At 62.5% G+C, this 26,343-nt stretch carries 14 protein-coding genes and 3 rRNA genes; 6 read left to right on the plus strand and 11 right to left on the minus strand.

What is annotated here, in order from left to right:
• Positions 1 to 108: 108 nt before the first annotated feature.
• On the minus strand, positions 109 to 1,131 hold the full coding sequence (gene zapE, locus F1D05_RS05615; protein WP_185446309.1) for a cell division protein ZapE: 1,023 nt from the start codon (positions 1,129 to 1,131) through the stop codon (positions 109 to 111).
• A gap of 1,254 nt (positions 1,132 to 2,385) precedes the next feature.
• Here zapE and F1D05_RS39350 point away from each other — a divergent pair.
• The 3 genes from F1D05_RS39350 to F1D05_RS05625 all read left to right on the plus strand — a co-directional run bounded on the left by F1D05_RS39350 (position 2,386) and on the right by F1D05_RS05625 (position 10,980).
• On the plus strand, positions 2,386 to 5,400 hold the full coding sequence (locus F1D05_RS39350; RefSeq protein WP_219732993.1) for a LamG-like jellyroll fold domain-containing protein: 3,015 nt from the start codon (positions 2,386 to 2,388) through the stop codon (positions 5,398 to 5,400).
• Positions 5,401 to 9,019: 3,619 nt separating this feature from the next.
• Positions 9,020 to 10,624, plus strand: a complete 1,605-nt coding sequence (locus tag F1D05_RS42830) for an RHS repeat-associated core domain-containing protein (protein WP_428995022.1) — start codon at positions 9,020 to 9,022, stop codon at positions 10,622 to 10,624.
• Positions 10,621 to 10,980 (plus strand): DUF6086 family protein, encoded by a 360-nt coding sequence (locus tag F1D05_RS05625; RefSeq protein WP_185446311.1) that lies wholly within the window; start codon positions 10,621 to 10,623, stop codon positions 10,978 to 10,980. Before F1D05_RS42830 ends, F1D05_RS05625 begins: the two co-directional genes overlap by 4 nt.
• A gap of 223 nt (positions 10,981 to 11,203) precedes the next feature.
• Here the strand turns inward: F1D05_RS05625 and F1D05_RS38665 are convergent, their stop codons facing one another.
• Positions 11,204 to 13,006, minus strand: coding sequence for a M20/M25/M40 family metallo-hydrolase (locus F1D05_RS38665; protein ID WP_206686089.1), 1,803 nt, complete (start codon positions 13,004 to 13,006; stop codon positions 11,204 to 11,206).
• Complete coding sequence (locus F1D05_RS38670; RefSeq protein ID WP_206686090.1) at positions 12,966 to 14,516, minus strand: M4 family metallopeptidase; 1,551 nt, start codon at positions 14,514 to 14,516, stop codon at positions 12,966 to 12,968. Before F1D05_RS38670 ends, F1D05_RS38665 begins: the two co-directional genes overlap by 41 nt.
• A 191-nt stretch (positions 14,517 to 14,707) precedes the next feature.
• Between F1D05_RS38670 and F1D05_RS05635 the strand changes: the two genes are divergently transcribed.
• Positions 14,708 to 15,682 carry a LysR family transcriptional regulator gene (locus tag F1D05_RS05635; protein ID WP_246486452.1) on the plus strand — a complete coding sequence of 325 codons (975 nt, stop codon included), beginning with the start codon at positions 14,708 to 14,710 and terminating at the stop codon, positions 15,680 to 15,682.
• Here F1D05_RS05635 and F1D05_RS05640 read toward each other — a convergent pair.
• Positions 15,679 to 16,221: a DUF1707 and FHA domain-containing protein gene (locus F1D05_RS05640; protein ID WP_185446312.1), complete on the minus strand. Its 543-nt coding sequence runs from the start codon at positions 16,219 to 16,221 to the stop codon at positions 15,679 to 15,681. The two genes, F1D05_RS05635 and F1D05_RS05640, sit on opposite strands and share 4 nt — an antisense overlap.
• Positions 16,222 to 16,279: 58 nt before the next feature.
• Positions 16,280 to 17,344 carry an ATP-dependent DNA ligase gene (locus F1D05_RS05645; protein ID WP_185446313.1) on the minus strand — a complete coding sequence of 355 codons (1,065 nt, stop codon included), beginning with the start codon at positions 17,342 to 17,344 and terminating at the stop codon, positions 16,280 to 16,282.
• Positions 17,345 to 17,413: 69 nt separating this feature from the next.
• Between F1D05_RS05645 and F1D05_RS05650 the strand changes: the two genes are divergently transcribed.
• Positions 17,414 to 17,914, plus strand: a complete 501-nt coding sequence (locus F1D05_RS05650) for a hypothetical protein (protein WP_185446314.1) — start codon at positions 17,414 to 17,416, stop codon at positions 17,912 to 17,914.
• An 80-nt stretch (positions 17,915 to 17,994) separates the two neighbouring features.
• On the opposite strand, the gene rrf is transcribed toward F1D05_RS05650, so the two are convergent.
• The 6 genes from rrf to F1D05_RS05675 all read right to left on the minus strand — a co-directional run bounded on the left by rrf (position 17,995) and on the right by F1D05_RS05675 (position 25,860).
• A 5S ribosomal RNA gene (gene rrf, locus F1D05_RS05655) occupies positions 17,995 to 18,112 on the minus strand.
• Between the two features lie 165 nt (positions 18,113 to 18,277).
• Positions 18,278 to 21,404 (minus strand): 23S ribosomal RNA (locus tag F1D05_RS05660).
• A 479-nt stretch (positions 21,405 to 21,883) separates the two neighbouring features.
• Positions 21,884 to 23,401, minus strand: a 16S ribosomal RNA gene (locus tag F1D05_RS05665).
• Together the 16S, 23S and 5S rRNA genes form the textbook arrangement of a ribosomal RNA operon.
• A gap of 794 nt (positions 23,402 to 24,195) precedes the next feature.
• Positions 24,196 to 24,756, minus strand: coding sequence for a serine hydrolase (locus F1D05_RS41815; protein WP_281388913.1), 561 nt, complete (start codon positions 24,754 to 24,756; stop codon positions 24,196 to 24,198).
• The gene (locus tag F1D05_RS41820; protein ID WP_281388914.1) at positions 24,641 to 25,522 is read right to left on the minus strand and encodes a serine hydrolase domain-containing protein; all 882 of its coding nucleotides are present in this window, start codon (positions 25,520 to 25,522) and stop codon (positions 24,641 to 24,643) included. Before F1D05_RS41820 ends, F1D05_RS41815 begins: the two co-directional genes overlap by 116 nt.
• Positions 25,523 to 25,632: 110 nt before the next feature.
• Positions 25,633 to 25,860 (minus strand): hypothetical protein, encoded by a 228-nt coding sequence (locus F1D05_RS05675; protein WP_185446315.1) that lies wholly within the window; start codon positions 25,858 to 25,860, stop codon positions 25,633 to 25,635.
• A gap of 153 nt (positions 25,861 to 26,013) precedes the next feature.
• Between F1D05_RS05675 and F1D05_RS05680 the strand changes: the two genes are divergently transcribed.
• Positions 26,014 to 26,337 carry a YciI family protein gene (locus tag F1D05_RS05680; RefSeq protein WP_185446316.1) on the plus strand — a complete coding sequence of 108 codons (324 nt, stop codon included), beginning with the start codon at positions 26,014 to 26,016 and terminating at the stop codon, positions 26,335 to 26,337.
• Positions 26,338 to 26,343 lie beyond the last annotated feature (6 nt).

A 26,343-nucleotide genomic window follows, 5' to 3' on the forward strand; every position in this document is an offset into this window, starting at 1 on the left:
TCACAACAGCACCCTTACGCGCCGACGAGATCCACGCCCCACACACCCCGCGTATCGGTCGTCGTCCTATCGAAGATCGCGACTTCCTGCAGCCCTGACTCGGGTGAATCAGCGATCCATCCCGACATTTGCCAGCGCGATCAGGCGGGAGAGCGCTCTGAGGTATTTCTTGCGGTAGCCGCCCTTGAGCATGTCTGCGGGGAACATCCGGTCGAGCGGAACGCCGCTGGTGTTGAGGGGGATGTCGCGGTCGTACATCCGGTCAGCGAGTACTACGAGGCGCAGGGCGACGTTCTCGTCCGTCAGTTCGCGGAGATCAAGGATCCCGACAGCCTGTACGCCGTCCAGCAGAGCGCCGTACTTGCTGGGATGCAGCTCGGCGAGGTGGTGATACAGGTCGACGAAGTGGTCGCACGAGGCATCCGGGCGCTCTTCGGCAGCCTTCTCGACCTGCGCGTCCGACCAAGGATCGGGCGCGACCGGGAGCCCGCGATGCCGATAGTCGGGCCCATCGATCCGCCGTACGTCGAAGTGCGCGGCGAGACCCTGGATCTCGCGAAGAAAGTCGGTCGCCTGGAACCGCCCCTCCCCCAACCGACCCGGCAACGTGTTGGACGTAGCCGCCAACTGCACGCCACCGGCAACCAATTGCCCCAGCAGCCGGGAGATCAGCACGGTATCCCCCGGGTCGTCCAACTCGAACTCGTCGATACAAATCAGCCGGTACGCCGACAGCACCTCCACGGCCTGCCGCATCCCCAGTGCCCCAACGAGATTCGTCAACTCCACGAACGTGCAGTACATCTTCGGCCCCGCCGACACGTGCCACAACGACGCCAGCAAATGCGTCTTCCCCACCCCGAACCCACCATCGAGGTAGAACCCCGGCTTCTCCGGACCCGCCTCCGCCGCCCCCCGCAGCCGAGCCCACAGAGATCGCTCTCTCCGCGGCTCAGCAAGCACCCCACCCCGCTCGATCAGCACAGCAAGCGCTTCACCCTGGCTCGGCTCCCCCTCATCCGGTCGATAAGTCTCGAACCGCACCCCCGCGAACCGAGGCGGCGGCACACACTCCGAAAGCAACCGGTCCGAACCAACCTCCGGCCACCGCTCAGCAAGACGAATCGGCATCCCGCCACCCTACGAGGCGCCCGGCGTCAGCCGAACCTCAGGCACTCAAAGGATGAGCATGTGCCTTACGCGACAGCACCAGCGTTACAGCTTCACCGGGAATTGCAGGTTCCTGCAATTCACTGTGAGTAGAGCACCGGTGACTGGTACGGTGCGGTCGCCGCTGGAGGGGTCGGGGGACCCCAGGGCCTGTCATAGGTCATCCACGCTCCTGGGGGAATCATGTCCCGCTCGCTTGCCCGGACTCGTCTCGCCAAGATCCTTGCGGTCGGAGTCGCGCTAGCTGTGCCATTAGGCGGACTAAGTTCCGCCACTCTGGCTACGCCCGCCGCTGCCGTCATCCAGCAAGCCGCGATGTCCGGTGGCGGGGAGGCTTCAGCACCGACGCAGCAGCTGGGAGCTGCTGCGCAGGGCAAGATCGAACCGCCGGCGGTCGGGAAGAACACCGTCCGTCCGCCGTCCCTGAGATCGATGTTTCCGCTCGACGAGACCGCACCGGATGAGCAGGTCGAGCAGACACCGCCAAAGGTGGTGCCGACCGCGTCACCGAAGGCCCCGGAGAACAGCTTCAGCGAGAAGACAAGTCGTGAGTTGCCGGACAGGCGGGACCGGTACTCGCAAACGTTCGTCAACACAGACGGGACCGAGACCACGGTCTTCTCGCAGGGAGCGGTCAACTTCCAGAAGGAGGACGGCTCCTGGGCGAAGATCAACGCCGCTCTGACGCCCGCGGAAGGAAAGGGCGGTTGGGAGGTCATTTCGAATGACCTCTACTCCTGGATCGCACCGAGGGCGGACAACTCACCATTGGTCCAGTTGGAGCTCGGTGACGGCCACAATGTCGGCTGGAGCCTTGCCGGCGCGGCGGGTATCCCTGGTCAGATGACTGGGGACAAGGTCCTTTTCCCCAAGTTCGCGCCAAGCGCGGACCTTGAACTCGTGTCGCAGCCGACCGGGGTCAAAGAGACAATCATTCTCGGTTCGAAGACCGCGGCTCGGTCGTATACCTTTCCACTGCAACTCACGGAAAACCTCACTCCGACTGTCGTCGGCAACGAGGTTGTTCTTACGGACGAGAAGGGTGTCGAGCGCGCCAAGATTCCGGCCGGCTCGATGGAAGACTCCCGTACTGCGGAGGGCGGTCCCGCCTCGTCCGGCGCTATCACCTACCAACTGACCACCCTCGACGGCAAGCCCGCCCTCAAGGCCATCGTCGACAGCGCCTGGCTCGACGATCCAGCTCGCGTCTACCCGGTGCGGGTCGATCCGACCTTCTATTGGACCGAGTCGCAGAAACCAACCTACGCCTTGAGCGCTGGACTCAACGGATCTATCGACGGCGGTCAGGAGCTGCAGATCGGGTGCCGCCCGGGCTCAGGTGCGACGACCTGCCCTAGCCAGGGCTGGAACGTATTCGCTTCCTATCTGTCATTCCCGAATCTGGTGCCCGCTCTCAAATTCCATCAAGTATTCACAGCGCGGCTCGACCTGCTGAACTATCAATCTGGTTCGTGTGCTGCGCGGTGGGTCGATGTCCATGGCGTCACCCAGGTGTGGCAGAACATCCCCCAAGCCCAGGTCAAGTTCCCCGGTCCGCCCGTGACACCGGCTGGACTTGGTGGTGCGGGTTTCTCGAAGGGGTACATCGCCAGCGGTCAGAGCTCGTCCGCCTGCAAGCCCGGCTACCAGCCGATCAATTTCGGAACTGCCGGCGTCAAATGGATTCAGGACCTTGCTGACGGGAAGACGGACAACTGGGGCCTTTCAGTACGGGCAAGGAACCAGACCGATCCTGCCTCATGGAAGAAGTTCGCCGGAGCTGATTCGGCGAACCCACCGCGCCTGGTGGTCACGCACTCGCCGTACCGGGCGGCCTACGCCTTCAAGACGCAGGCTCCAGCCGACTACGTAACCCAGGACAAACCCGGCAAGTTCCCGATCTCGATCACCAACCTCGGCGCCTACACCTGGCAACCAGGCGTCGACTTCATGACCTATCGGGTCTTTGACGCCCAGGGCAACCAGGTCCACACCCAGAACGCACTCAAGACTCAACTCCCGACCATCGTGTCTCATCTTGGGAAGCTCACCCTGGGGGTAGCTGTCCAGCCACTACCAGGAAGCGCCGCAGGTACGAAGTACCGCATCGAGTTCACCATGGTTCATCAAGATGCCAGCATTCCCCGAACGTTCACAGACTGGGGAACGTCTCCGATCGTCTCGGAGATTGTGGTCAAGAATGTTCCGCCATTGATCGACCCTGCGGGGGTCTGGCCACTGAACGGCGCCCAGGCGGGAAGTTTGAGCCCCCAATTGTGGGCGGAGGGCATCGACCCCGACGCTCCCGCGTCGTCCCTGCAGTACCGGTTCGAGCTCTGCGAGGTGGTCGGAACGGACCACCGGGTCGGTTGTTTCACCAGCGGCGACTACGGCCCTGCGAAGACATGGGTCGTTCCGGGCGGAAAACTGCTGTGGAACAAGGAGTACGAGTGGCGGCCGTACGTTCGCGACAACGACGGCACCGTTAACGCCATTGGCCCGATGACGATATTCACCGATGCTCCGCAACCGCTCATCACTTCTCACCTCGCCAACTCGGACGGTCAAAGCGCAGACAAGCCGTACGACCCGCAACTCGGCAACTACACCACCGCCGCGCTCGACGTCGTTGTACCTGTCGCCGGCCCCGAACTGAACGTCTCCCGGACGTACAACAGCCTCGACCCCAGGCGGAATGGAGTCTTTGGCGCGGGCTGGACCAGCCGTTACGACATGTCGATCCGCAACATTCCGACCCCCGGGCTCCCCGTCCAGGTGACATACCCAGACGGGAGGGTGTTCACGTTCGCCCGGAACAGTGATGGCACCTACTCGGCTCCGCGCGGCTCGAAGGCGATCCTGACCGGAACACCCACGGGACCAATGACGCTCCAGATCGCGCCTGGCATCAAGTACGAGTTCTCGGGTGACTTCTTCGGACGGCTGACCAAGATTTATGGGGCGCAAGGAAAGCCACTGACACTTGCTTACAGCGCTGGTGGGAAGCTCATTTCCGTCGCCAGTCAGGACGGCGCAGGCCGCAAGCTGACCTTCACCTGGACATCGGACAACAGACACATCGCATCAGTCAGTACGGACTCTGTTGACGGATTGGCGCTGACGTGGACCTATGAGTACACCGGTGACGTCCTGGTGAAGTCCTGTAACTCCGAGCAGAAATGCACTACCTACGGCTCAGCACAAGGATCCCATTATCGCAGTTCGGTGCTCGACAGCAGGCCGGACGCGTACTACCGGATGTCCGATGATGCAGGCGAGACCGACGCGACGAACGACGTCGACATCACGCAGCAGAAGGAGTTCGGCAAGTACGTCGGCGCTACGGCAGGCCAGGACAGTCCCCTGGCAGGCGTGGGCGAATCCGAAAAATCCATTCGTCTCAATGGTGCGTCCGGCCCAGCTTCGGTCGGATTGAAGAACGGTCTACTGATCCGAAGCCGCGACTCGGCCGTCGAGATGTGGTTCAAGACGAGTTCGACTGTGGCCCGCCCGCTTATCGGGTATCAGAACAAGGCCCTCGGTACGACGCCTACGGCCGGTATGCCGCTCGTCTACATTGGCAATGACGGCAAGCTTCGTGGCCAGTTCTGGCATGGCTCGGTCGCTCCGATCACCTCGACTTCCGCAGTGAACGACGGCCAATGGCACCACGTGGCTCTTTCAGCCTCCGAGTCGCTCCAGTCGCTCTACCTCGACGGCGCCTTGGTCGACATGATTCAGACCGGCACCGTGAACAACTCCTATTTCCCGATCGGTCAGATCGGCGCTGCTGCGGCTGCGGCCCCGGGCTCATGGCCGGGGTGGGGAACGGAGGCGACAAGATACTTCGAGGGACAGATAGACGAGGTCGCGCTGTACTCCCACGAACTGACAAAGAACGACGTGGTCACGCATTACCAGCAGGGTCGCAATGCAGCCGACCAGCTGACCTCGATTACGTCCCCCGCCGGCAAGGCTGCGGCGCAGATCGACTACGACCCGGCGTCGGATCGGGTCGAGGAGTACATCGATGCCAATGGCGGATCGTGGAAGATCGGTAAGACGGGCCGTGACCGGCAACGACTCAGATCTCCGCCGAACGGTGATGGTTCAAGACCCGGCGAATCGATCCTTCGTCTACGAGTACGACGCGCTAGGCGGCTGGTTGCTGCGAACAGGACGGCCGTTGGGTGCACAAACCCGCCCCGAAGATCATCCGGCGACGCCTGAGCCAGACATCGAGATGAGCTGGCCGGGCTCGGGGTACGGCATCAGAAGTTTCACCCATGACAAGACTGGCAAGCTGACGAAGCTCACGAACGAGGTCGGCGCTGAAGTCAGCATGACCTATGACTCCCGTGGCAATGTGGCCTCCACCAAGACTTGCCGATCCGGGGCCACTGACTGCAAGACGGAGTACAGCGTCTATCACGCCAGTGCCACCTGGAGCCCGCTAGACCCTCGCTGGGACAAGCTAGCGATCTTCCGCGACGGACGGTCGGCAGCTGCGACGGACGACACTTACCGTCGTAGTACGTCGCTGAACGCTGCTGGCGACTTCGTCACCGAACGCAGTCCCGACGGCGGCGAGGTCAACTACACCTATACCGACGGCGTCGCCACCGGCCCTGACGGGCAGCCGATGCCGCCTGGTCTCCTGAGGACGTCAACGAGCAAGGTCACGACAACGGCGACTGCTCAGACGCAGTACCTCTACAACGTAAACGGGCAACTGGTTCAACTGACAGCGCCGTCGGGTCTGGTCACCAAATACACATACGACGAGATCGGTCGGAAGCGTACCGAGACTCAGGTGTCGGACAGCATTCCGGCCGGCGTCACGACGACCTACGAGTACGACAAGATGTCGCGAATCACAGCAATTACGGGACCGATAACGACGGATGCGGTCACTGGACAGAAACACCAGCAGAAAGCTGAGCTGGAGTACGACGACGACGGCAACCTCACCAAGTCGACCGCGAAGGATCTGGTCAGCGGCGACGAACCGCGGGTGAGCAGCTACGAGTACGACGACCGCAACCGGCTGATCCGGACTGTCGATGCTGACGGCAAGGAATCGCAGCAAGGGTACGACCAGTTCGGCAACAAGACCTGGTCCCAGGACGCGAACGGCACCCGCTGGGAGTACGCGTACAGCGCGTTGAACATGCAGACCGAGGTCCGCGACGCGAACATGCCAAGCGACCCGAACGAGGATCCGGGATCGACACCTGAGAACGGCCCGACCGAGGGAATCGACTACACCGTTCGCCAGACCACTTGGTACGACCCGGCCGGACGCAAGTCCGTCGAGATCGACCCGATGAAGCGCTTCACCAAGTACGTCTACAACGGTGACGACTCGCTGAAGACCGCAACACTGTCGGAGTTCCACAACCCGGACGCCACGACTCGTGACTTCGTTCTCGACAACAACACCTACGACGGAGCAGGTCATCGGCTGCGTTCGGTCACTAACAACGGCAAGACGACCACCGACTACACCTACGACGTGGCCGGCCGGGTAGCGACGACGACAATCGACCCGCAGACACTCAAGCGGAAAGTCACCTACGCCCACGATCTCGCCGGCAACGTCACCCAGCAGCAGACCACTGGCGGTTGGTCCAATGCGGACATTGCAGGACCGACCGCCGTCACCGACACCAACAGTTATGTCTTCGACGCAGCAGGACGGACTTTGGAGCAGTCGGTTCAGAACACCGACGGCTCGTTGCTCAAGACCTCTTGGACTTATGACCAACGAGGCCTGGCGACATCCATGACCCAACCACGCGGGAACGTCGCGGGTGCGGTCAAGGCCGACTTCACCACTACCTACGGCTTTGACGAGATCGGTCGCCAGATCAGGACCACGTCACCCATGGTCGCGGCCGAGCAGAACGGCAGCCCGGCCACGACCGTCCAACCCGCGACGGTTGTCGGCTACGGCGCCTTCGGATTGGCGACTTCGACCAAGGATCCCCTCGGCAACATCACGAAGACCGCGTACGACAAACTTGGTCGCCCTGTCGAGCTCGCGGGATCGCCGTACACGCCGCCAGGCGGGCAAACTGTGAATCCGAAGTCCACCTTCCAGTACGACGCGGTCGGTGACGTCCTTGCCACGATCGACGAGTTGGGCAACACGACGCGGTACACCTACGACCATCTTGGTCGGCAGGCCCAGATCGACGCCCCGAGCAAGACGAACACGGAGCGGGCGGTCACCCAGCTGACCTACACCGCGAATGGCCAAGTGGAGAGTTCCACCGATCCGCTCGGTGCCGTGAAGCAGTTCACCTATGACGACCTCGACCGGCTGGTGACCTCGACTGAGGTCGAGCGGAAACCCATAGCCGGCAACTTCGTCACACGCATCTCCTACGACGACAGGAACAACGTCACGACGGCGAAGACCCCGTCCGGCGCCACCGCAACAAACACCTACGACTCGCTGGGACAGCTGATCCAGTCGTCCGACCCCAACGGCGTACTGACGAAGGTCGGCTACGACTATGCGGGCCGCCAGGTCCGGACGAGCGATGGGCTCGGCCGCAGCGCAGTAGCGAAGTACGACAACGCCGGTCAGCTGGTAACCACCAAAACTCTGGACGCCACCAACACCGCACTTGGAACGACGCAGCTCGCGTACGACGCCGATGGCAACCTCTTGACGGCCACGCCGGCCAGTGGAAAACGGCCGACGACGTACACGTATGACGCGTTGGGCCAACTCACCAGACAGGTCGACCCGGTATCCGCGACGGAGACGATCACGATCGGCTACGGCTACGACGCCGCGGGAAACCGGACCCGCTACACCGATGGCCGCGGGAACGCGACGATCTATACCGCGAACAGTCTCGGTCTACCGGAGAAGGTCATCGAGCCCTCGACGACCGCGCACCCTGCCGCCGCCGACCGCACCTGGACCGCCGCCTACGACGCAAGCGGCAATGCAATCTCCCTCCTGGCGCCCGGCGGTGTGCAACGTACGCGCACCTTCGACGCGGCGGGACGTCTCACCAAGGAGGACGGCACCGGGGCAGAGGTCTCGACGGCCAGCCGCCAAATCGGCTACGACCTCGCAGGTCAGGTTGTCTCGTCGAGCTCGCTGGATGGATCGAACACCTACGAGTACAACGACCGTGGAATGCTCCTGCGGGCTGATGGGCCGTCAGGTACATCGACCCAGGGATATGACGCTGATGGGCAACTGACCCAGCGGGTAGACGCTGCGGGCACAGCTGACTTCACCTACACCAACGGGCGGCCGAAGACCGTTACGGATCCAGTCACACGAACGCTGCAGGCGCTGGGCTACAACACGGCAGGTCAGCTGAGCACGATCGACTACGGATCCGGGCGTATCCGGACCGTTGGCTATGACGCCTACGGTCGGCAGAATTCCGACACGTTGAAGGCGGGAGCCGGCGGAACAGTCGTCTCGTCGATGATCTACGGCTACGACGCCGACAACAACATCACCAGCAAGAAGACCACCGGAGTCGCCGGCGCATCGGACAACACCTATGCCTACGACCAGCTAGGCCGTCTGACCTCCTGGACAGCCGGCACGACAACAACCGCCTACGGCTGGGATGCGGCCAGCAACCGAGTCAAGGCCGGTACGGCGATCGCGCAGTACGACGAACGCAACCGACTCATCAACGACGGCACCTCGACATATAGCTACTCGCCTCGAGGATCCCTGGCTTCCAAGCAGGCCGGGACCACAACGGAGGCGTTCAGTTTCGACGCCTTCGACCGGATGATCCGCAGCTCAGGACGTGACCTCGCGTACGACGCCCTGGACAGGCCGGTATCGGTCGGCGGGACCCAGATGAAGTACGACGGCTTCAGCGACGAGGTCGTCACCGATGGAACCCAGAACTTCGGCCGGAGCGCAGGCGATGGCCTACTCGCCGTCGGCTACGGGGCCACCAAGCGACTGATCCTGGCCGACCGCCACGGCGACGTCGTAGGTGGCTTCGATCCAGCAGACACCACCTTGGCCGCGGGTCTACCGGACTCGCGATCGTTCGACCCCTTCGGCAAGTCCACGGCCGCCAGCGGTATGGCGTATCGAGTCGGCTATCAGGGCGACTGGACCGACCCGAACAGCGGCGACGTCAACCAAGGCGCCCGCTGGTACGACCCCGACTCGGGCACCTTCAACTCCCGAGACACCATGACCTACGCCGCCGGCGTAGCCTCCAGCCTCCCCAACCTCTACGCCTACGCCACCGGCAATCCACTGACGCTCAACGACCCCACCGGCAACCGCGCCATCGATCCCGACACCGGCGGCACGCTAGGACAGAAGTGCACCTGGCACAGGGGTGATCCGCCATTCCAGGTGTGCAAGGGCAGCGGTGGAGTGGTAGGCCGCGGAGAGTGCAAGAACATTCCGGGCTGCATACCTGGTGGAACCGGCGGAGGCCCGACCTGTAAGCAGAAGAAGACCTGTCATACGCCCCCTCCCCCGCCGGTTGACAAATGCAAGAAGCGTAAGTGCGATAAGCACGACGACCGCTGCCAGCCGAAGAGCAAATGCAAGGTCTCGCCGCCACCGCCGCCGAAATGCGACGCGGAGTGTCAGCGGATCAAGAAAGTCAAAGAAGCGATCGAAGACCAAGAAGATGACGCCCAGAACAAGCCGGTCGACCCGCCAGGGAAGCCGACCTGCAGCGGCGGCAACCCTTCCCTCTGCGGCAGCCGCCCAGACAAGCCCTCCACGACCTTCGGCGGCTATGAAGACAAGACCGGCACGACCGACTCCTACACCGACACGATCTACCAGGACACTCTCGACAGAGTCGGCTCAGTAGTAGGCAGCGTCAGCCAAACCGGCTCCCTCAGCATGCTCATGACCAGCGGCATGATGCTTCCGGGCGTCTGTGAATGTGGCGGTCCAGGCAACCCGGCAATCACCGGCGGGGGTAGCTGGGGTGGCACCGGCGGATCCGCAGGAACCGTCGGAGGAGGAGTAGGCATCGCCGGTATCTTCATTGGGGTTGGCAAGATCATCGACGGCATCCTGAATAGTCAATCGGGATCGGACCATTCGCACGTCGCGTCGGATGGCACCTCCGGCGCATCCTGCCCTGATCCCGAAACCTGCTTGGAAGGAGAACGCGAGAAGAATGTTTATGACCCCGAGACGAACAACCTAATTACCGATATTGACCATATCGATGGTGGTATCCTGTGGGAAGAAAAGAGCGCCCAGTACGCCGACAACGACTGGCTCACGAAGCATCTAAACGGGAAGGTCGACAAGTATCTGGGCGCGCGACAGCAACTCCCAGGATATGAGAACGCGCCGATCGGATTCAGATTCACTAATCCGGTGGATCCGCGATTCAAGGCGGCGATCGAACAACGAGTTGCAGAACTTCGCCAAGCAAACCCTGGGGTAGACATCAGATTGGAATTCTTAAGATGAGCTGGCTGTTCGAGAGTCGAGGCGATGTTGTTTGGGATGTTGCGACTCAAGTTGCACGGCTCTTTGTCGCTGAAGCTACTGCTGTTGCTGAATGGATAGAGGTCCCGGCGGGCCTGGATATTCGTGGCGATGACACCTGTCAGATCGACATTGAGCAGTTTCAGAAATTCACCGAATCCATCGCTTCCCGATATCTGTCAAGTAGCCACCCTGGGCTTCGCATGCTAATTTTCGGGGTGGTCCTGCCGTCCCTGGTGATATTAGAGCGTTCCGGGATACAAATCGCATTCGACTCCAGTGCTGGCGGCCAACTGATCGCCCAAGCGCGCGAGCATGCGCGCTCGATGGGTCGTTGAGGGGTTGGCTGCGCTGGCCGAGGATAGGGTTTCGAGCCGTTGCTAGAGCAGCAGCGTGGCCGTCTGACGCGACTGCGGTCCGCGGGTTGCTGGCTGAAGCCATGGCTGCTCGGCGAAGCCTCTTAGCTATAGAGATAGCGGGGGCTCGCAGCGGTCTGGGAGTACTGAACAGCGGAACCCCGGGCCGCCTGGTGGGCGGTCCGGGGTTGGCTGGCCGGGGGAGTTACCAGATCGTGTATGCGAACGTGGCTGTACCTACTGCCCCGCCACTGTCCGTTCCAGTCACTGTCGCCGTGTAATTCCCCTGGCGGGTCGGGGTGCCTGTCACCGCACCGGCTGCGCTGATCGACAAGCCTGCAGGGAGGCCTGTCGCGCGGAAGGTGATCGGTCGCCCCGAGCTCGAGGTGGCGCGGATCTGCAGCGGGAAGCTCGACCAGCCGACGAACCCGTACTGGCTGCCCGGGTTCTGCACGGTCACCGTGCCGGTCGACGTCCCAGTCACAGTCAGGCTGTACGTCGCCTCGTGGCTGACCGAGCCGGTCCCCTTCACCGTCACCTGGTAGGTGCCGGCCGCGGTGGCCGCTGTCGTCGCCAGCGTGAGTGTCGACGAGCTACCCGATGTCACCGACGACGGTGAGAAGCTCGCAGTCGCACCCGAAGGCAGGCCGGTCGCGGACAACTGCACAGACTGCGGGTCGCCGCTGCTGGTCGTCGTACCGACTGATGTCTGCACCGAACTGCCCGCGGCCACCGACCCAGATCCAGGGTTCAGCGCCAGGCTGAAGTCGCTGCCGGCCGGCGGGGCATCGCCGACTGCCAGGTTCCAGACCGCGTACGCCGTGGCATCGGCGGCGCGGTCGAGCACGGTCGAGTTGATGTTGGCCGGGTACTTGTCGCACGCCGAGTGGTAGCAGGAGTCGTACGCCGAGTTCGCCGTACCGCCCCACTTCTGGGCCTGCGTCGTCGTCTTCCGTGCCGATGCACCGGCCGCTACCCCGCTGGTCGGGATGCCGGCGTCCTTGAACGAGGCGTCGTCGGAGCGGCCCACGCCCTCGACGTTCTCCTCCGGCTGCAACGAAAGGCCGTCGTAGAAGGCCTTCAGCACCTTGCCGGTGGTGGAGGTGATGTTGTTGATGAAGTAGCCCGCGTTCGGCGACGCGACCATGTCGAAGTTCAGGTAGGCCTTGATCTTCGAGCGGTCAGTGGAGGACAGCTGGCCGACGTAGTACTCCGAGCCGTTCAGCCCCTGCTCCTCGTCGGTCCACCAGCCGAAGCGGACATGCTTGGCCAGCGACGGCTTGTCCTTGGCCAGCCGCAGCGCGACCTCGAGGATCGTCGCCGAGCCGGACCCGTTGTCGTTGCTGCCCGGACCGGCGCTGACGCTGTCCAGGTGCGCGCCGAGCATGATCACCTGGCTGGTGTCACCACCGGGGTAGTCCGCGGTCAGGTTGTCCGACGGGTACTGGCAGCTCGTGCAGCGCTGCTTGGCAACCGTGTAGCCGGCGTCGCGCAGCTTCTGCTCGATGTAGCTCACCGACGCCGTGTGCCCGGCGCTTCCCGCACGGCGGTTGCCGCCGTTGTTGTCAGCCGCCTGCTGCAGCGCGGCCAGGTGCGCCTTGACGTTGTTCACGTCGATGTCCGGTACGCCGGCGGGCGGGGCGGACCCGCCGACGGTCAACCGGTACGTCGCCGACTTGTCGACGTCCGTGCCGTCCCCAGTGATCTTGACGTCGTACGCGCCCTCCGGAGTACTGGAGGTGGTCGCGATCCGTACCGTCGACGAGTTACCCGACTGCACCGAGCTCGGGTCGAACGTGGCGGTCGCGCCGGTCGGCAGACCGGTCGCGGTGAAACGGACGGTCTGTGCCGCGCCACTGCCGATCACGGTGTTGACCGTGGCGGTGGCGGACTCCCCCGGCTTGACCGATCCGTTCGCCGGCGACACCGAGATGGTGAAGTCGTTGCCGGTCGCGGCACAAGTAGCTTCACCCGACTGGGGCCGGCACCGAGACGGCGTCCCAGGCACCCTTCACCTTGCCGTACAGGGCGCAGGTGCTGTCCAGGTTCTTCGCCGCGGTCAGCGTGGTCGAGCGCCACTTGCCGTACGACATGTTCGACGTCTTGCCGAGCATCGCGTTGTAGAACAGCTTGCCGGCCTCCTGGTGGCCGATGCCCGTCAGCGTGGTGTTGTTGCAGGTCGGGCTGTTCGGCTTACCGTTGCCGGGGTTGGTGCCCTCGGCAAGCAGGTAGAACCAGTGGTTCATCGGACCGGCCGACGCGTGGATCTCGTTCGGCAGGCTGCTGGAGTTGCAGTCCGGGTGCCCGGAGACCTTGGAGGGCTGGTACATGTACCGGATCGGGCCGCTGCCGGTCAGGTTGATCGTCTCGCCGATCTCATAGTCCGGCGGGTCGTTCGGGTTGTTCAGGTAGAACTCGCTCAGCGTGCCCCAGATGTCGGCGACGGCTTCCTGCGACGGGTAGCCGGAGATGCCGCCGGGGGTGTACGCGTCCAGACCGTGGCCGTACTCGTGCGCGACCACGTCGGTCGCGGTGATCCAGTTGCGGGCATTGTTGTACCCGAAGATCACGCCGTCGGAGTTGTACTGCGAACCCCAGTAGGCGTTGACGTCGCCGAGACCGACGAGCGCGTCGGCCCACTTGCCCTGGCCGTCGAGCCCGTTGCGCCCATACCAGTTCTTCAGCATGTCGTACTCGCCGGCCGCGACGTACATGACGTCGGTGCAGCCCGCTTCCTTGTCGGTCTTCGACGTGCTGCCCCAGACATCGTCGGTGCCGGAGTAGGTCGAACCGCTGGCGGAGTCGCCGCAGCGCAGGCTCGGCCGGGCCGGATCGGTCATCGTGTACGTCGAACCGGACATCGTCGTACCGATGGTCAGGTTCGAGCCGTTCCAGATCCCGGTACCGGTGCCGGCCGCGGTCTGCTCGATGGCATTCACCAGCTTGCCGGTACGGGCATCGATGTAGACCTTCTGGCGGCTCAGTTCGCCGTGGTTGCGGCCTTGGACGATGGCCTCCCACGCGAGCACCGGCTTGGCGCCACCGGCGTACACGACCAGGGTCGGCTCACCCTTGACGGGCTGCGCCTGGTCGATCGCCTTCTTGGCCGCCTTCTTAGCGGCCGCCTTGCTGATCGTTGGCGTGCGGCCGACGGTGATGTCCTGCTGCTGGGCGACGTTGATGCTCTTGGCGTTGCCGTTGGCGTCGGTCGTCACGACGAAGTCGCCGCCGATCACCGGCAGGTCGTAGTACGAGCGCTGGTAGGGGACGTACTGCAGACCCCACGGCGTACTGATGTCCTGCTGGCGAATGAACTGGTCGCCGGGGCCGGCCTTGAGCTCGGCCGCGCGACCCTGGACCAGGCGGTCGGCGGTCTTCACCGCGGCCACCCGTGGATCGGCAGGCGGTCCGGCCTGAGCTGTTGCTGCGGGCATCTTCATGGCGACCACCGCTGTCGCGGCGGCTGCCAGACTCACCATGCAGCCGGCCGCGACGATGCGCAGGGCTGTGCTCTTCACAGAATTTCCTCACTGGGGGCGGGGCGGGCCCCCACCACCGGCCGGGGCTGCAGACCGACCGGCGGATGGTGGGGGCGAGGAGGCCTGGGATCCGCTGGGCAGGTGGATGAACTCCCGGCGTCCTCTGAAGGAAGACATTGGCACCTGCGAGTTATGGCTGTGATATCCCAACAGGGCATAACCTCGTCGCTATGGAGCTGGAACTACGCCATCTGCGAGTCGTCTGCCGGGTCTCCGAGACCGGCAGTGTCTCCAAAGCGGCTGCCGCCCTGGGGGTCTCCCAGCCGTCGCTGACAGCCCAGTTGCACCGCATCGAGGAGGCCATCGGGGGCCCACTGTTCGACCGAGGCTCGTACGGCGTGACGCCAACTCCTCTCGGCCGGCATGTACTCCGCCGGGCTCGCGCGATGCTCGTGGACATGGACGACCTGCTCGGGAGCAGCCGGCGTTATACCGACGGGCCGAGAACGCTTCGGCTCGGTTCGTTGCGGACGGTCATGTTCGGCACCTGGATGGCCCGGATGGAAGACCTGATGCCGGACCGCGAGTTCACTACCCAGGTCGACGTCTCGTCCGCGACGCTGACCGAGCTACTGGCCGCCGATGTGCTCGATGTGGTGATGATCGGGCGTTGCGACGACGCCCACGCGCCGCCGTGCCCGCCCGGAGTCCGGGAGCAGACGATGGTCCACCCCGAGCCCTACGCTGTCGCGCTGCCGGTCGGTCACCGTCTCGCCGGCCGAACCGACATCTCGCTAACCGACCTGGCCGAGGACATCTGGATCTGTCCGCCGGCCGGCAAGGAGGACGGCGACCTTGCTTCGCTCCGGGACGCGTGCGAGCGGCTAGGGTTCACCCCGCAGTTCCGCTACTACAACCTCGACTCCATCGAGATCGAACAACTCATCGGCGCCGGCCGCGGCATCAGCCTCTGCGCGCCCACCATGCGCGACATCCCCAGCTCGGTGATCCTGCCGCTGGTCGGGCACCACATCTCCTGGCGGCGGGTGCTGCGCTTCCGCCCCGAGAGCGCCAGCCAGGAGGACATCGACCTGATCCACAAAGCCTTCACCGACACCTATCGCACCACCATCGCCGAGAACGCCCTGCACCGCCCGTGGTGGGACTCCCACCCGGATACCCACCCGACCGTCATCGACCCCTAACGGGAATCCGGGCTGGTGAGAGTGAAGGGAATGGCGCCGAACTGAAGGCGATCGCCCGGACGCACCCGGGTCGGCCCGGTGATCCGGGTCCCGTTGACGTGGGTGCCGTTCATCGAGTTGAGGTCGCGCACCATCCAGCCGTCGCCGACATGGCGCAGCTCGGCGTGGAAGCGGGAGACCGAGACATCCGTGAGGCGCAGCGTGGCCCCGTCGCCTCGACCGACCCGCAGCGTCGGCGAACCTGGGAGCGGCAGCGCGAGTCCGGGCGCCGGAGCCGACGTACGGAGACTGCCTGTGAGCTGGTGCACCCGCGTGACCAGCTGGCGGAAGACCTGAACAACCTTCGGCTCGGGACCCTGCAGATCGCGAGTGGCGTGCGCGAGCTCGCTCCGGGTCTGGGCGCCGAGGACGAAGTTCATCCGCCGGATGAAGGTGTCATGTGACAGCCGGCCCGCGCCGGCGCCTTCCCGTAGGATCGCCAACGCCCGATCCCGCTCGGCATCCGACGGCCGCGTCGCTTCCAGCCCCGTCGATGTCATCTCCGAATTGTCAGCTCCCGCCCGGTTCACTGTCCAGCACGACCCGTACTACGCCCTGCTACCCCAGCACCTCGCCGAGGTCGAACTTCACCGGTTCCTCGAGCTGCTCGTAGGTGCAGGACTCCGGCGTACGGTCTTCGCGCCAGCGCACGAACTGGGCCGTATGGCGGAATCGCACGCCCTCCATGTGGTCGTACCGCACCTCGACGACGCGCTCCGGCCGCAGCGGCACGAAGCTGAGATCCTTCCCGGCCTGCCAGCGACTGCCCTCGGCGTTGCGAGGCGTCCGGTTGCCCTCTTCCTGCTTCGCCCAGGCCCACGGGTGATTGTCGAAGTCCGTGACGAGCTCCTGCATCTCCTCGAAGAGCTCCTCTCGGCGCGCCATCGGGAAGGCCCCGATCACACCGACGCTCGCGAGGACGCCGTCTGAGTTGAACAGACCGAGCAGCAGTGAGCCGATCCGGTTCGGCCCACTCTTGTGCAGCCGGTAGCCCGCGACCACGCAGTCCGCAGTGCGTTCGTGCTTGATCTTGAACATGGTCCGCTTGTCCGGCTCGTACAAGCCGTCGAGTGGCTTGGCGATCACGCCGTCCAGGCCAGCACCCTCGAACTGGTGGAACCACTCCTTGGCGGTGTCCGGATCCGTCGTCGTACGGGTCAGGTGGATCGGCGCCTTGGCCGGCTTCAGCGCTTCCTCGAGCGCGGCCCGGCGCTCAGCGAGCGGTCGCTGCGTGTAGTCGATGTCACCGAGTGCGAGCAGGTCGAACGCCACGAACCGCACCGGGGTCGTTTCCGACAGCATCTTCACCCGCGAAGCCGCGGGGTGGATGCGCTGCTGAAGCATCTCGAAGTCGAGCCTGTCCCCCGACGGGCCGACCAGGATGATCTCGCCGTCGATGACGCAACGCTCGGGCAGGTTCGCCTTGATCGCCTCGACCAGCTCCGGGAAGTACCGCGTCATCGGCTTCTCGTTCCGGCTGCCGATCTCGACCTCGTCGCCGTCGCGGAAGATTATCGAGCGGAATCCGTCCCATTTGGGCTCGAAACTGACGTCGCCGGCCGGGAACTGCTTGACCGCTTTCGCCAGCATCGGTGAAACCGGTGGCATCACAGGTAGCTGCATGTCCGCCATTCTGCCCGCGCACGGGGCATCATGGAGGCATACCGACTGGTAGGACCGGAGGTACTCACGATGTATGACGTCGTACTGCTCGTCGAACAGGAATTGACCGAGCCGGATGCCAAGCGTGTGGTCGACCTGCACCAGGACCTGCCCGAGGCCGTGAAGTACCACGTTCTCGTGCCGTGCCACAACGCCGAAGCCGGCGTCGAGGCGTCCCTGAGTGCCCTCGGCACCGCGGACCTGTACGGTTCCGGCCTCGCGAATCAACGCGAGGATCTCGCCGAGGCGCAGAAAGCCATCGACAGCGAAGCCAAGGACTGCACCGGACGGAGTGTGCAGCGCCTACAAGACCTCGGTCAGCAGGCCGAGGGAGGAATCTCGCACGACAGACCGATCGACGCCCTGACGTCGACGGTGAAGAAGGTCGGCGGCCAGGAGGTCATCATCCTCACCCGGCCGCACATCGTGGCCGAGTTCTTCCACCTCGACTGGACCAACTCCGCCCGCCGGCACCTGGGCGTGCCCGTGCTGCACCTGCTCGAATACGAGGAGCAGAAGGCCAAGAAATAGCAATGTCCGGCTGAGCCCGGCCAATTGGTTGGGGGAAATGTTAAGGGCCACCCGTGTGGGTGGCCCTTAACAGTGTGAATGTCCGGCGACGTCCTACTCTCCCACGACCTCCCGGTCGCAGTACCATCGGCGCTGAAGGGCTTAACTTCCAGGTTCGGAATGGAGACTGGGTGTTTCCCCGACGCTATGGTCACCGTAACTCTATAGAAATATCGACCAACCACCTGCGGGTCACCATCAAGGGCCGTTCACGCACTTTCGTGTGTGTCTGGTCTTGTGGGCTGGGGGTTGACCGTATTCCGGGAACCGTATAGTGGACGCGATGCATAAACGCAGAGGTTTGTTGACCACACGTGGTGGTGTTGAGACAAGCCCTCGGCCTATTAGTACCAGTCAGCTCCACACCTTGCGGTGCTTCCACCTCTGGCCTATCAACCCAGTGGTCTACTGGGGGCCTTACCCGATTAACTCGGTGGGAGACCTCATCTTGAAGCGTGCTTCCCGCTTAGATGCTTTCAGCGGTTATCACTCCCGAACGTAGCCAACCAGCCGTGCTCCTGGCGGAACAACTGGCACACCAGAGGTTCGTCCACCCCGGTCCTCTCGTACTAGGGGCAGCCCTTCTCAAGTCTCCTGCGCGCGCAGCGGATAGGGACCGAACTGTCTCACGACGTTCTAAACCCAGCTCGCGTGCCGCTTTAATGGGCGAACAGCCCAACCCTTGGGACCTACTCCAGCCCCAGGATGCGACGAGCCGACATCGAGGTGCCAAACCATCCCGTCGATATGGACTCTTGGGGAAGATCAGCCTGTTATCCCCGGGGTACCTTTTATCCGTTGAGCGACGGTGCTCCCACATGCCACCGCCGGATCACTAGTTCCGACTTTCGTCCCTGCTCGACATGTCTGTCTCACAGTCAAGCTCCCTTGTGCACTTACACTCGACACCTGATTGCCAACCAGGCTGAGGGAACCTTTGAGCGCCTCCGTTACCTTTTAGGAGGCGACCGCCCCAGTCAAACTACCCACCAGGCACTGTCCCTGATCCAGATAATGGACCGAAGTTAGACAGCCAGAACAACCAGAGTGGTATTTCAACGATGACTCCACCCGAACTGGCGTCCAGGTTTCACAGTCTCCCACCTATCCTACACAAGTTGTACCGACCACCAATACCAAGTTGTAGTAAAGGTCCCGGGGTCTTTCCGTCCTGCTGCGCGTAACGAGCATCTTTACTCGTAATGCAATTTCGCCGAGTCCATGGTTGAGACAGCGCCCAAGTCGTTACGCCATTCGTGCAGGTCGGAACTTACCCGACAAGGAATTTCGCTACCTTAGGATGGTTATAGTTACCACCGCCGTTTACTGGCGCTTAAGTTCAAAGCTTCGCCGGCCTAAACCAGCTAACCTGTCCCCTTAACGTTCCAGCACCGGGCAGGCGTCAGTCCGTATACATCGAATTACTTCTTCGCACGGACCTGTGTTTTTAGTAAACAGTCGCTTGGGCCTGGTCTCTGCGGCCATCAACGCTTCCCCCAGCAAGTGAGGTAACGTATCCGGCCCCCCTTCTCCCGAAGTTACGGGGGCATTTTGCCGAGTTCCTTAACCATGGTTCACTCGATCGCCTTGGTATTCTCTACCTGATCACCTGTGTCGGTTTGGGGTACGGGCGGCTCTAACACTCACTACGAAGTTTTTCTCGGCAGCATGGGATCATCCACTTCCCCTGAACGGGTCCGCCTCGGTTCTCAGGCTGTATGAGACACGGATTTGCCTATGCCTCGCCCTACCACCTTGCCCGCGGATCAGCTTGCGCCTACCATCGCCGCGGTTGGACTGCCCTCCTGCGTCACTCCTCAGTGCACCTAATACCAGTTCGGGTCAAAACCTCCATACCTCAACCCGAAGGTCTCAATACTTCAGTTTCTTAGCATCACCAGGTTCGGTCGGGTCGTGTTAATGCCGGTACGGGAATATCAACCCGTTGTCCATCGACTACGCCTGTCGGCCTCGCCTTAGGTCCCGACTTACCCAGGGCAGATTAGCTTGACCCTGGAACCCTTGATCATTCGGCGGACGGGTTTCTCACCCGTCATTCGCTACTCATGCCTGCATTCTCACTCGTGCAGCATCCACAACTAGATCACTCTGCTGCTTCACACGCTGCACGACGCTCCCCTACCCATCCACACACCTGGACACCAATCAAGTCGGTGCCGGGTACAAGTATGAATGCCACAGCTTCGGCGGCTTGCTTGAGCCCCGCTACATTGTCGGCGCGGAATCACTTGACCAGTGAGCTATTACGCACTCTTTCAAGGGTGGCTGCTTCTAAGCCAACCTCCTGGTTGTCTGGGCAACTCCACATCCTTTTCCACTTAGCAAGCGCTTAGGGGCCTTAGCTGGTGATCTGGGCTGTTTCCCTCTCGACTACGGAGCTTATCCCCCGCAGTCTCACTGCCGCGCTCTCACTTACCGGCATTCGGAGTTTGGCTGATTTCGGTAAGCCGGTAAGCCCCCTAGACCATCCAGTGCTCTACCTCCGGTAAGAAACACGCGACGCTGCACCTATATGCATTTCGGGGAGAACCAGCTATCACGGAGTTTGATTGGCCTTTCACCCCTATCCACAGGTCATCCCCCAGGTTTTCAACCCTGGTGGGTTCGGTCCTCCACGCGGTCTTACCCGCGCTTCAACCTGCCCATGGATAGATCACTCCGCTTCGGGTCTAGAGCATGCGACTAAAGCGCCCTATTCAGACTCGCTTTCGCTACGGCTACCCCACACGGGTTAACCTCGCCACACACCACTAACTCGCAGGCTCATTCTTCAAAAGGCACGCCGTCACACCCACACAAGGTGAGCGCTCCGACGGATTGTAGGCAACCGGTTTCAGGTACTATTTCACTCCCCTCCCGGGGTACTTTTCATCTTTCCCTCACGGTACTAGTCCGCTATCGGTCACCAAGAAGTATTTAGGCTTAGCGGGTGGTCCCGCCAGATTCACACGGGATTTCAAGAGTCCCGTGCTACTTGGGAAAACACTCGGAAGTCACTGTCTTACATCTACGGGACTATTACCCACTACGGTCCAACATTCCAGCTGGTTCGACTTCAACAATGATTTATAACTCCCTGACCCCACGGCATTAAGGTCTGAATGCTCCCACAACCCCACATACGCAACGCACGCCGGCTATCACACGCACATGGTTTAGCCTCATCCGCTTTCGCTCGCCACTACTCACGGAATCACTATTGTTTTCTCTTCCTGCGGGTACTGAGATGTTTCACTTCCCCGCGTTCCCTCCAGAACCCTATGTGTTCAGGCACTGGTAACTGGCTTTAGAATGCCAGCTGGGTTTCCCCATTCGGACACCCCCGGATCACAGCTTGGTTGCCAACTCCCCGGGGCTTATCGCAGGCTCCAACGTCCTTCATCGGCTCTTGGTGCCAAGACATCCACCGATTGCCCTTAGTAGCTTGTCACACAACAACAACTACAAAGATGCTCGCGTCCACTATACAGTTCTCAAAATACGGGCAGGAAAACCAGCCCCAACCACCACCTACCTCGAACAACCCCACCCCCAGGGAAAACTCACCCAGAAGAAGAATCATCACCAGCGGTTTGGTGAAGACTGGCCCCAGCCACACAACCACACCGCAGCGATCCGCAAAGATCCACCAACGGTGTAGCAAGTGACCCAGAAAAACCGATCCAACCTGTTACCAGGATGGCCCGATTCCTCAGGACCCAACAGCGCGCCTCGGCACTCCACTCGACTCCACACACGTTCCACGCTCCCGATTCCGAAGAATCGTTCGCAGTACTAGCCTGCTCGGTTCCGTTTCATGCCTAATGGTCAATGTTCCACATTCCGAAGCACCGTCGCCTAAGAACGGATGTCTTAGAAACGACGAGTAGACACCAGCCTCTTACGAGCCCTGGCGTCAATGCTCCTTAGAAAGGAGGTGATCCAGCCGCACCTTCCGGTACGGCTACCTTGTTACGACTTCGTCCTAATCGCCAGCCCCACCTTCGACGGCTCCCTCCACAAGGGTTAGGCCACCGGCTTCGGGTGTTGCCGACTTTCATGACGTGACGGGCGGTGTGTACAAGGCCCGGGAACGTATTCACCGCAGCGTTGCTGATCTGCGATTACTAGCGACTCCGACTTCATGGGGTCGAGTTGCAGACCCCAATCCGAACTGAGACCGGCTTTTTGGGATTCGCTCCACCTTGCGGTATCGCAGCCCTTTGTACCGGCCATTGTAGCATGCGTGAAGCCCTGGACATAAGGGGCATGATGACTTGACGTCATCCCCACCTTCCTCCGAGTTGACCCCGGCAGTCTCCTATGAGTCCCCACCATAACGTGCTGGCAACATAGGACGAGGGTTGCGCTCGTTGCGGGACTTAACCCAACATCTCACGACACGAGCTGACGACAGCCATGCACCACCTGTATAGGACCCTTACGGACCCCCCATCTCTGGAGGATTTCCCTATATGTCAAACCCAGGTAAGGTTCTTCGCGTTGCATCGAATTAATCCGCATGCTCCGCCGCTTGTGCGGGCCCCCGTCAATTCCTTTGAGTTTTAGCCTTGCGGCCGTACTCCCCAGGCGGGGCGCTTAATGCGTTAGCTGCGGCACGGAGGACGTGGAATGTCCCCCACACCTAGCGCCCAACGTTTACGGCGTGGACTACCAGGGTATCTAATCCTGTTCGCTACCCACGCTTTCGCTCCTCAGCGTCAGGTAAGGCCCAGAGAGCCGCCTTCGCCACCGGTGTTCTTCCTGATATCTGCGCATTCCACCGCTACACCAGGAGTTCCGCTCTCCCCTGCCTACCTCTAGTCTGCCCGTATCGGAAGCAGGCTCGGAGTTGAGCTCCGAGTTTTCACTCCCGACGTGACGAACCGCCTACGAGCCCTTTACGCCCAATAATTCCGGACAACGCTCGGACCCTACGTATTACCGCGGCTGCTGGCACGTAGTTGGCCGGTCCTTCTTCTGCAGGTACCGTCACTCTCGCTTCGTCCCTGCTGAAAGAGGTTTACAACCCGAAGGCCGTCATCCCTCACGCGGCGTTGCTGCGTCAGACTTTCGTCCATTGCGCAATATTCCCCACTGCTGCCTCCCGTAGGAGTCTGGGCCGTGTCTCAGTCCCAGTGTGGCCGGTCGCCCTCTCAGGCCGGCTACCCGTCGACGCCTTGGTAGGCCATTACCCCACCAACAAGCTGATAGGCCGCGAGCCCATCCCCAACCGCCAGAACTTTCAACCCCCCGCCATGAAGCAGGAAGTGATATCCGGTATTAGACCCCGTTTCCGAGGCTTATCCCGAAGTTGAGGGTAGGTTGCTCACGTGTTACTCACCCGTTCGCCGCTCGTGTACTCCCGAAAGAGCCTTACCGCTCGACTTGCATGTGTTAAGCACGCCGCCAGCGTTCGTCCTGAGCCAGGATCAAACTCTCCGTTGAAATCTATATATCAACCCACAAACCCGAAGACCTGTGAATGGATAGACTACTTTGAGTGATCCTTTGATATCTCAGAAACAATCAAACTGACTTGAATCATAATTTCTCAAAGGAATCCGAACACGAACAACAGACAACCCCACACCCAAAATCCCGAAGGGACCAGGGCGGATCAGGATCATCCAATGCCGTGAAACGGGTTAATGCTAAATTTCGGCATTGACTTTCGGCACGCTGTTGAGTTCTCAAGAATCGGACGCACACCGCGCCCAAACACTCTCGTGTCAAGCTCCGGGGCAACCCGCCAAACATTACTGTTTCATCCAGGGCCAGTCAAATCAGCCACTTTCCGACACAGCCACCCCGCGTCTCAGCAACCGAAGCCCCACCACAGGCGCGATTCGGCTACAAGAACCTTCAGGGAGTCCGAAGCGACCGGCCGCTTCCGCGTCCCGCACTCGCTCCAACAAGAAGAACATTACTGACAATCGCGGTGAAGATGCAAATCGAGGTCGGCACCTTGGCCGAACCCTTGCAAAGCACCTCTGGCGAGCCTGCCGTTGTCCCTCTCGTCACACCAGTCCCCCGCGTCTCCGCCGGTTCCCTCCACCATGGTCCCTCGCGACACAAGAGCCGCGAAGAGTTGCAGATGGGCGGGGAGCAAGCTCCCCGCCCATCGAGTACCGCATCGTCCAGCAGACGCCTCTCGGCGAGTGGCCGCTCGTAGCGGCTGAGTGTGAGGCCCGGGGGTCTTGTACTGAACGACACCTGACATAACCGAGCCCTACCGCCGGCTATTCCCGCCTACAGCGGATCTCCTCGCCGTTCTGCACGAACACCACTCCGCCGTCGTCGTCGAACCGCAGCTCGGTATCCGCCGTCCGCGCACCGAGCCGGTCGGGTGCCGTCGCCCGGAACGGCATCGGCGACTGTCCGTCGAACGTCACCGGGAACCCGACCGCGGCTTGCTCCACCTTGAACCTGAGGTTCTCCCGCAGCCGGTACGTGCCAACCCGGCCGGCCATAACCGCATCGTCGGGAACGACCCGCTCCTCGAGCTCTGTGGGATAGTCCTTCCACCCATGCGCCTCGGCGATCCTGACGAAGGCCTTCTCCACAACCCAGCTCCCGCTGTCGCCGTTCGTCATCACCGCCGCGCCCTGTCCGGTATCCCGGTACGCCATCAGGTGGCACCTGAATCCCTCGTTCGACCCGCTGTGCCCGTAGATGCGCCCGCCATCACCCAGGAACAGGCCGAGTCCGAGCGCATCGAGCCCGCCTATCCGTTCCGACGACGAGATTTGCGGGGTGAGGACCTCGCGGGCGAGTTCCGCGGACAACGGTGCGCCGTCCATCCCGTCGTACGAGTTCTTGACGGGCCTGGGCGAAGGTGACCAGGTCGCTAGGGGTTGTCCAGAGGCCGGCAGCAGCCAGCTCGGGGTAGCTGTGCCAGCGACCTTCGATCGGCTGGCCTACTCCGTTGTGCGCGACCGCTGCCTGGCTGTGGCGGTCCTCTGGGAGCGGTTGGGCGTAGTCACTGTCGGCCATGCCCAGCGGAGCCAGTACGAGCTCCTGCAGCAGCTGGCGAAACGGCCTACCAGTGACGTCCTCTAAGAGTTGCTGCACGACGACGGTGCCTCCGCCGGAGTACCGGAATTGGGTGCCAGGCACGGTGTCGACTCGTACGCCGAAGTTGGTCGCCGGTGGTACGCCGTCCAGGATCTGCCTGGCGGTCGGGAGCTTCTCGCCATACGGGTATCCAGGGAATCCGTGCACGGTCAGGCCGGCGCTGTGGCTGACCAGGTGCCGCAGGGTGACGACTGGTTGCCAGTCACCTGTCTGCGGGACTTGCCACGACTTGAGTCGGCGGTTCACGTCCTCGTCGAGGTCGAGCACGCCCTGATCGACCAGGCGCAGCATCGCGAACACGGCAATCGGTTTGCTGATCGAGCATGCCTGGAACAACGTCCGGTCCGTCACCGGATCGGCCCGGCCCGCTTCCACCCACCCGGCGGATCCACGGTCGACGATCTCGCCGCCCTCGATCACCGCCCAGCTGATCCCCGGCACCTGGAACTCCGCGAGATCGGCCTCGATGTCAGCCCGTACTACGTTCGTCACGCCGTCGCCCTCCGGTCGGATACCTCGACCTAACCACGGCGGAGGTCCAGCTACTACGGCTGCGGATGCCCTCGGCTCCGCAGCCGTAGTACCGGGTGATTCGGGCGGGACTACTTGGACGGTTGCGGTGCCGAGCAGTCGATCTTCGGGTTCGCACCGATGTAGTTCAGCGGCCCGGCGACGATGGTGACCAAAGTTGTCCCCACCTTCGCGCAGGTCGCGTCCGAGCCGCCGAAGTAATTACGTTGCGCGGCTGCGGCAAGACCGATCAGCAACCACACGACAACGATGACCGTAATGACGCGAGAACCGGTCGTAGATGCGCTACGAGTGCGCATGTCCACCTCCTGAATACGACGCAACCCCGTGTGACCACAATCAGGTGCCCTTCCCTGACGCAGCGAAAACGGTGCGGCCGCCTGTCGATCCGACCGGCGGTCGTTCGTCAACGAAATGAGCGCCCAAAAGGAGCGCCGGAGAAGGGAAGCACGATGAGCAAGTACCTGTACCTGTACCGCGGTCCGGCCACAGCGATGGAGGACTTCACCCCCGAGCAGGGTGAGGAACAGATGAAGGCGTGGACGGACTGGATGGGCAAGGCCGCGGCCTCGATCGTGGACCAGGGCAACCCGCTGGTACCGCGCGCCTCGGTTCGCGATGACGGCGGATCGGCCGAACCGAGCGACCAGAACGGCTACACGATCGTGGCGGCCGACGACCTGGCTGCCGCCCGGGCCCTGCTCGACGGCCACCCCTTCCTGACCGAGGGAAAGGGCCGCTTCGCCGTCGAGATCTTCGAGGTCCTGCCGATGTGAGAGGCG

Origin of the sequence: Kribbella qitaiheensis, from assembly GCF_014217565.1 — a bacterium.
Lineage (GTDB): Bacteria > Actinomycetota > Actinomycetes > Propionibacteriales > Kribbellaceae > Kribbella > Kribbella qitaiheensis_A.